The following is an 8535-nucleotide window of genomic DNA, read 5'->3' as shown; positions in this document are numbered from 1 at the left end:
TCTGTCCGCAAATTCCGCAAGACAAACCGCGTTATTTGATGGGCGTCGGCAAGCCAGAAGATCTGGTGGAAGGCGTTCGCCGCGGTATCGATATGTTTGACTGCGTTATGCCAACGCGCAATGCGCGTAACGGTCATCTGTTTGTTACCGATGGCGTGGTGAAAATCCGTAATGCCAAATATAAAGATGATACCGCCACGCTGGATGCGGAGTGTGATTGTTACACCTGTCGCAATTACAGCCGCGCTTACTTGCATCATCTTGATCGTTGTAACGAAATACTGGGCGCACGCCTGAATACAATTCACAATTTGCGCTATTACCAACGTTTGATGGCCGGTTTACGTAAGGCTATCGAAGAGGGTAAATTAGAGCACTTTGTTAGCGAGTTCTACCAAAGGACGGGTAAAGCGGTTCCTCCGCTGAACGTCTGATAATTCATCAATGAGGGAAATTTAATGAGCTTTTTCATTTCTGACGCCGTAGCCGCAGCAGGCGCACCGTCGCAGGGAAGTCCGTATTCTCTGGTGATCATGCTGGTGGTATTTGGTCTGATTTTCTACTTCATGATTCTGCGTCCGCAGCAGAAGCGTGCGAAAGATCACAAGAAGCTGATGGATTCCATCTCTAAAGGTGATGAAGTGCTGACCAGCGGTGGCTTGGTTGGTCGTGTGACCAAAGTGGCAGAAACTGGCTATGTTTCTATTGCTCTGAACGACACCACTGAAGTAGTTGTTAAACGTGATTTCGTGGCCGCCGTTCTGCCGAAAGGTACTATGAAGGCGCTTTAATTTTTTCTTCCCGAAGGGAACTGCCGTGTTAAACCGTTATCCTTTGTGGAAGTACATCATGCTGGTCGCCGTGATTCTCGTCGGCCTGCTCTATGCGCTTCCTAACCTCTATGGTGAGGATCCGGCCGTTCAGATCACTGGTGCGCGCGGTGGCGCCGCCAGTGAGCAAACGTTGGATCAGATCCAGAACGTATTAAAACAAGACAACATCCAGAGCAAATCCCTGGCTTTGGAAAATGGCGCTATCCTGGCTCGCTTTGAGAACCAGGACGTGCAGCTGCGCGCTCGTGATGCTATCACCACGGCGCTGGGCGAAGACTACATTGTGGCACTCAACCTCGCGCCGGCAACGCCACGCTGGCTGAGCATGCTGGCCGCGGAGCCGATGAAACTCGGTCTTGATCTGCGCGGCGGCGTACACTTCCTGATGGAAGTGGATATGGATACCGCGTTGGGCAAACTGCAAGAGCAGAATGCCGACAGCCTGCGCAGCGATCTGCGCGACAAAAGCATTCCGTATACCACCGTTAATAAAATCGCGAACTATGGCGTAGAAGTGCGTTTCCGTGATGGCGCAAGCCGTGACGCGGCAATCAGCTACTTGTCATCACGTCACCGCGATCTGGTGATCTCAAGCCAGGGCAGCGATACGCTGCGTGCGGTGATGAGCGATGCGCGTCTGAGTGAAGCGCGTGAATATGCGGTGCAGCAAAACATCACTATCTTGCGTAACCGTGTGAACCAGCTGGGTGTGGCCGAACCATTGGTGCAGCGTCAAGGTTCTGACCGCATCGTGGTTGAGCTGCCGGGTATTCAGGACACTGCGCGTGCCAAAGAAATTTTGGGTGCAACCGCCACGCTGGAATTCCGTCTGGTAAACACCAGCGTGGATCCAAGTGCAGCGGCCAGCGGCCGTGTGCCGGGCGATTCGGAAGTGAAGAAAACGCGTGAAGGCCAGCCAGTGGTGCTGTACAAGCGTGTGATTCTGACCGGTGACCACATCACCGATTCCACCTCGAGCATGGATGAGTACAACCAGCCGCAGGTGAACATTTCACTGGATGGCGCGGGCGGCAACATGATGTCGAACTTCACCAAGGACAACATCGGCAAGCCGATGGCGACCCTGTTTGTGGAGTACAAAGACAGCGGCAAGAAAGACGCCAACGGCCGTTCGATTCTGGTGAAGCAGGAAGAAGTGATTAACGTGGCGAACATTCAGTCGCGCCTCGGTAACAGCTTCCGTATCACTGGCATCAATAATCCAAACGAAGCACGTCAGCTGTCGCTGCTGCTGCGCGCGGGTGCGTTGATTGCGCCAATCCAGATTGTTGAAGAGCGTACCATCGGCCCAACTATGGGTCAGCAGAACATTACACAAGGTCTCGAAGCCTGCTTGTGGGGCTTGATCGCGTCGATTCTGTTTATGGTGGTGTTCTACAAGAAGTTTGGTCTTATTGCGACCAGCGCACTGCTGTGTAACCTGGTGCTGATTGTCGGCATCATGTCACTGCTGCCAGGCGCGACGCTCACCATGCCAGGTATTGCTGGTATTGTGTTGACGCTGGCGGTGGCAGTCGATGCTAACGTGTTGATTAACGAACGTATTAAAGAAGAGTTGCGTAACGGACGCTCGGTACAGCAGGCGATTCATGAAGGCTATAAAGGCGCCTTCTCCAGTATCGTCGACGCCAACGTTACTACGCTGATCAAAGTTATCATTCTTTATGCGGTCGGTACCGGTTCCATCAAAGGCTTTGCGATTACCACCGCTATCGGTATCGCGACCTCAATGTTTACCGCTATCGTCGGCACCCGTGCCATCGTTAACCTGTTGTACGGCGGCAAACGCATCAACAAGCTGTCTATCTGAGGAGTGCGTTGTGGCACAGGAATATAGTATTGAGCAGCTAAACCACGGGCGTAAAGTCATCGACTTTATGCGCTGGGATAAGCTGGCTTTCATCATCTCCGGTTTGTTGATTGTGGCGTCGATCGCCATCGTTGGCGTCAAAGGCTTCAACTGGGGCCTCGACTTTACCGGCGGAACGGTGATTGAAATTAACCTAGAAAAACCGGCGGATCTTGATGCGCTGCGCGAAGGTTTGGTCAAAGCGGGCTTTGAAGAGCCGCTGGTACAAAACTTTGGTAGCAGCCGCGATGTGATGGTGCGTATGCCACCAGCCACCGGCAACGCGGGCACCGAGTTGGGCAATAAAGTTCTGGCTTCGATTAACCAGACGACCCAACAGAATGCCACCGTGAAGCGTATCGAGTTCGTTGGCCCAAGCGTGGGTAGCGATTTGGCGCAGGCGGGTGCAATGGCGCTGCTGTCAGCGTTGATTGCGATTCTGATCTACATCGGCTTCCGCTTTGAGTGGCGTTTGGCGCTGGGTACCGTACTGGCACTGGCGCACGATGTGATCATCACCTGCGGCATCCTGGCGCTGTCACGGGTTGAAATTGACCTGACGATTGTCGCCTCGCTGATGTCGGTGATTGGTTACTCGCTTAACGATAAAATCGTGGTTTCCGACCGTATTCGTGAGAACTTCCGCAAAATCCGTCGCGGTTCTTCTTACGACATTACCAACGTGTCTCTGACTCAAACGTTAAGCCGTACCTTGATCACCTCATTGACCACGCTGGCGATGATTTTGATCCTGTTCATCTTTGGTGGTGCGTTGCTGAAAGGCTTCTCACTGACCATGCTGATCGGTGTCACCATCGGTACGATTTCATCGATTTATGTCTCTTCAGCGCTGGCGCTGAAACTCGGCATGAAGCGTGAACATATGCTGGTGCAGAAAGTGGAAAAAGAGGGCGCAGACCAGCCTTCGATTCTGCCGTAATTCTGAGTTGATTGAGTAATTTAGAGATTGCTTGACCCTTTCTAGTTAAAACCCCCAGTGTGATGCATTGGGGGTTTTTGTATTTAAATGGCTGGCGGCTCACTGCGTTAACTTCATATCACTCCCAGCATTAATTTTCTCATCTCCTCTCATGCTTTTAACCCAGCTTCATGCTCGGTTGCCATCAAAGCTTTATTGTCACTGCAGCAGTTAGCCTCTTTGAATAACTCTCGCCGATTCAGTCATTGAAAAGTGTGTTTTATGAACAATTTCATCACGTCAAATTTTTAGACGTAGCTCAAAGTCACCTGCTACTAAATTCATACAAGCCATCGTGTTACCCGGTGTGACTAAGTGTGAAACCTGCCAGTGAACCATTGTCATTACAGATTCTGCTTAACAAAATACGCCCTCTACGAAAACTGAACTTTGGCCGTAAAGGAATCGCTCTAATGCATAAAAAATTTCAATTACCTACCATAATTGCAGTGATCTTCTCGCTGTCAAGTGCCTGCTCTATGGCAGCAGAATCAGTAGATTTGGCTGTATCAGGCACTATCGCACCAGCATCCTGTACTCCTCTTTTGGCTAGTAATGGGGAAATTAATTACGGTCAGATTAAGGGCGATGCTTTGGATCAGAATAATTACAATCTTTTAGAGTCTAGACAGTTGGCATTTACGCTGACATGTAGCGCACCTGCTGCCGTAGCGCTTCGTGCGATTAGTGCGCGAATAGGCTCTACTGTCACTGAAGGAAGCGAGGGGAGCCGCGGTTTCGCGCCCGCGCCTATTGCTTTATTTGGTCAGGCAGCGGGAACAATCCCTGCAGCAGGCTTAGGCTATTATGATACCAATAAAAAAATTGGTGGCTTGGCTGCAAGGTTGATTTCAGCAGATACCCAGGCTGACTCGAAGCAGGTCTCTCAGCTTGTGTCAAACAACAATGGCGCCAGTTGGACCGCTGCAACCGCTGGCGCACCTCTGCTTTTAAATGACGGGCTTACTTCTTGGGGAACCGCAGGTTCACAAACGCCGGTTCCATTCACTCAACTCACCGGAAATATGGAAGTGCAACCCTATCTTGATAAGGCCAGTAATTTGTCCCTTACCCGGGCTATTGAACTTGATGGCTTGGTCACCTTCGAAGTGGTCTATCTCTAAATAATGATGAGATTATCCTCGGCGCTCTTTTTACTGGCCAGCTTAAGCGCATTCTTGATTGGCCAAATATTGTTTCAACCAGATGCAAACGCGACGGGGATGGTACCTGAAACCTCTGTGGTGATCGTAGAAGCATCAAATGGTGAAGGAGCTATAAATCTTCAAAACAGCGACAGTTGGCCTGCGCTGCTGGTAACAGCGATTGAAAATCTTCCCGGTGATGACAGCCACAACATCATTGTTTCTCCTCCAGTGTCACGAGTAGAGCCGGGTCAGATCCAACGGGTAAGATTTCTTATCACCGGTGATAAGGCATTGCAGACGGAAAAGCTCAAGAGAGTTACTTTTCATGGCATTCCTCCTCAGATGAAGGGGGAAAATTCTGTTCGTGTCAGCGTGAGGCAAAATCTGCCTATGATAATCCGGCCAGCTAATTTGCCGGTGGACAATGCTCCGTGGCGCCATCTGGAATGGCGACATGATAAATCTGGGCTCAGTGTGATTAATCCTTCACCTTATATTGTGCGACTTATGCAAAGCATTGAGACGTTGCCAGATAAAACCGTATGGTCATTGCCTAAAGCCTACATACTACCTGGTGAATCACTTCATATCGCTGTTGAGAGAAACGGAAAATCAGTTAATGCTGAGAAGGTGCGGTTTATGCCTGCGAGCAGTTGGGGATATACCAGCCAACCCTACGAAATGCCACTAACCCACTAATTATGTTTACATTCTTCCTGCGCCGGCACATATCGGCGCATGTTTTATTCTGCATACAAATTAGCTCAGCGCTTGCTGGAGGTGCTTTAGAATTCGATCCACAGATGCTTCGTGCTGCACAAGTGGATGAAAGTGTCGCGCGGCAATTTCATGAAGCCGCCCGTTTCGCGCCAGGAAATACATATGTAACACTGATTCTAAATGGCAAAAAGAAAGGAAGTGTCGATGCACTCTTTGATGAAAGCGGAATGCTTTGCATCACTTCAGCTTTTTTGCAGCGCGCTGGACTAACAGTTCCTGCGAATTACGACAACACTGTGCCCTGTCCATCAATCAGTTCATTGTGGCCAGATGCACAGGCTAATAATGATCCTGCTTTAGGGCAGATAGCACTACTGGTTCCTCCTCAAACAATTAGCGATGGTTCTTCGGTGACTGGACAGTGGCAGTCAGGAGGTACGGCCGGGATGCTTAACTATCGTTTACAGGCAATGACGGCGTCAGGTCCTGGCACCAGCTCAAATTTCATAAATTTGGCTAGTGAAACTGGAATCAACAACAACAACTGGATATTTAGAAGCCGCCAAAGTATTAATTCCTTTAATGGAAACGATAGCTTCACTCACCAAGCTGCATGGGTACAACACACCTTTACCGATCTGAATAAAGTGATGCAGGCGGGTCAGATAAGCCTCAGTAATTCCCTATTTGGCACGGGCCAAGTCTACGGCATTCAAATGCAGCCGGAAAATGCACTGAATTCAGATACAGATGCCCCGATACAGGCCGAAGGGATTGCTGATGAAACTTCATTAATTGAGGTACGTCAGGCGGGACTAATGATTTATTCAACCCAAGCGCCCGCAGGACCCTTTAGTTTAAGAGGGTTACCGTTAGTAAATACACGCACTGACTTAGATTTGACGATAACTAGCAGCAGTGGGAAAGTTAAGCATTTTAAAGTGCCAGCAGCTTCACTTAGGACCGCACCATTATCAAAAGGGGCTGGGTTGTCAATCGGCATTGGCAAAATATACGGTTGGGGGAGTCTCCATACACCTATCGTCGCAACAGCAGCCAAAGGTTACAGACTTGGCGAAAATAGCCTACTAACTGGTGGCGCATTTGCATCCGCACCGTGGCGTGCTTTGGCAGCATCCGTTGAAATGCAGCCTAATCCCGGTACTCAATTGGGTTTTCAAATTACAATTGGGCAGCAGGTTGAACCATTTCGTGAAGGAAGCCAATTCAGCCTTCAACTTTCACAGGCTTTGACAGAAAAATTTAGCTTAGGGGTAAATTTTAGCGAACAGACTAGAAATTACCGCGAGTTAAATGACGCACTCCAGTCAAGAGAAAATGACGCCGCCTATACTCGCCGCCAACACAGCCTAACCACTAACTGGAATGACCGCTTTATTGGCTCATTTTCTCTTTCATGGGCGCGTAGTGAGTTTTCGCGCGGAAAGCACATCGATTACCTCCGTACCGGCTGGGGACGACAGTGGGACAACGTATCCTTTTCATTGAGCTTTGAACAAAGCGTGAGTGGTAAAGCGAGTGAAGCTGAAAAACGTGGTTGGTTATCATTGAGCTTACCAATTGGGCGCAGTAGTCAGATAAGTAGCTATTTGCTAAGTGACCAGAGACATCGACGTCAAGGTACACGATTCAGCCAGCGTCTTTCAGATACGGCGAGCTGGGGGCTTTCAGCCGAACATGAGCTCAGTGATAACCGGTTTAGCGGAACACTCAGCGGTGATATTCGAACCCGCGTTTCACATCTTAATGGCAGTGTGGGTATTGCCCCAAATAATCGCCACAGTATGACGGCTTCAGCTTCAGGTGGACTGGCATTGCACAAAGGGGGGTTAACACTTTCATCCGGCCAAATTAGCGACACCTTTGGCATTGCTAAAGTTGGATTTGAGCCAGATGTTCCTCTAATTACCCCTTCAGGTACGGCATGGAGCGATAGCAGGGGGTACGCAGTTATTCCCACACTCAACGCTTTTAGCCGCAATGGGATTCAGGTGGAAACCCGAGCATTGTCACGTAATGTCGATATGCCTAACGCTTATCAGGAGAGTTGGCCAGCACGTGGAACAGTAGAAGAGATAACGTTCAACATGGTTCACACCCGGCGTGTACTGGTTAACGTGTTGATGCAGGGTGGAGGCCGGTTGCCTGAAGGTGCTGCTGTTTTCGATCATGAAGATAAACTGGTAACTGTCGTTGGGGCTGATGGCAGCTTATTTTTACCTGATGCGGTGTCACAGAGCTCCTACAGCATTTCGACTAACGGCCGCCCGCTGTGCGAATTTTCACTAACACTTCCTGAGTCGCCGACCTTACCTAAGGATGAACTTTATGAGCATACCAATACTTACTGTAACAACATGGAGAGCTAAGTGAAATTACCTAATTATCTGGCACTCATATCTCTACTATTCAGCACATATGGGTTAGCAGGGAGCACCTTTTGTTCTCTTTCTTTAAGCCAGCATCGAATTGATTATCCTCTGCAATCTCGTTGGCAATTGCAGCAACAGGCGGCGGGCATGCAACGCAGTTTCGGAACACAAAATGTTTTATTGATGGCGAACTGCTCTGAATCTCAGGCAATCGACCTGCAAATACTTGGCACATCAGGTCAATATCAAACGCTGCTATTTGGCAAAAAGGGCATATTACAGGTGAAGGTTCGTGATGCGCATCTGGATGGAAAGCCTGTCGAACTCATGCTACAGCGAGGAGAAACAATGATTCCAATGAGTGAGAATAAAACATTATCGCTTCTATCCGGGGATCGCCTGAAAGCGATGGAGTTTGGGCATGTAGTGACAGGAAAAAAACTGTTCATGCAATTAGAAATTGAACCATTACTCCCTTCAGATGAGTTGCGTGTTGCAAGTTTGACTACCCATGAAGCCACACTGACTTTGCGCTTATTGCCAGTACTCTAAAGGCGAAAATGCAAAATCAGGTGGGCAGGTGTATACAGAC

Annotated in this window: 8 protein-coding genes; all 8 read left to right on the top strand. The window is 49.3% G+C overall.

The features are described from left to right. On the top strand, window positions 1–434 hold a 434-nt coding region (locus ABDW13_RS19130; RefSeq protein ID WP_343554132.1), incomplete at its 5' end, for a tRNA-guanine transglycosylase. A 24-nt stretch (window positions 435–458) separates the two neighbouring features. Beyond that, window positions 459–791 carry a preprotein translocase subunit YajC gene (yajC, locus tag ABDW13_RS19125; protein ID WP_343554131.1) on the top strand — a complete coding sequence of 111 codons (333 nt, stop codon included), beginning with the start codon at window positions 459–461 and terminating at the stop codon, window positions 789–791. A 25-nt stretch (window positions 792–816) separates the two neighbouring features. Beyond that, on the top strand, window positions 817–2664 hold the full coding sequence (gene secD, locus ABDW13_RS19120; RefSeq protein ID WP_343554130.1) for a protein translocase subunit SecD: 1848 nt from the start codon (window positions 817–819) through the stop codon (window positions 2662–2664). 10 nt (window positions 2665–2674) lie between these two features. Further along, complete coding sequence (gene secF, locus ABDW13_RS19115; protein ID WP_343554129.1) at window positions 2675–3643, top strand: protein translocase subunit SecF; 969 nt, start codon at window positions 2675–2677, stop codon at window positions 3641–3643. Window positions 3644–4095: 452 nt separating this feature from the next. Further along, window positions 4096–4806: a DUF1120 domain-containing protein gene (locus tag ABDW13_RS19110; RefSeq protein WP_343554128.1), complete on the top strand. Its 711-nt coding sequence runs from the start codon at window positions 4096–4098 to the stop codon at window positions 4804–4806. Window positions 4807–4809: 3 nt separating this feature from the next. After that, complete coding sequence (locus tag ABDW13_RS19105) at window positions 4810–5529, top strand: fimbria/pilus chaperone family protein (protein WP_343554127.1); 720 nt, start codon at window positions 4810–4812, stop codon at window positions 5527–5529. 2 nt (window positions 5530–5531) lie between these two features. Continuing rightward, window positions 5532–7940 (top strand): fimbria/pilus outer membrane usher protein, encoded by a 2409-nt coding sequence (locus ABDW13_RS19100; RefSeq protein ID WP_343554126.1) that lies wholly within the window; start codon window positions 5532–5534, stop codon window positions 7938–7940. Beyond that, window positions 7941–8495, top strand: a complete 555-nt coding sequence (locus ABDW13_RS19095) for a hypothetical protein (protein WP_343554125.1) — start codon at window positions 7941–7943, stop codon at window positions 8493–8495. Window positions 8496–8535 lie beyond the last annotated feature (40 nt).

Origin of the sequence: Pantoea sp. (assembly GCF_039594315.1) — a bacterium.
Taxonomy (GTDB): Bacteria; Pseudomonadota; Gammaproteobacteria; order Enterobacterales; family Enterobacteriaceae; genus Pantoea.
Note: the sequence above shows the minus strand (reverse complement) of the source record. Positions and strands in the feature narration are given on the sequence as shown.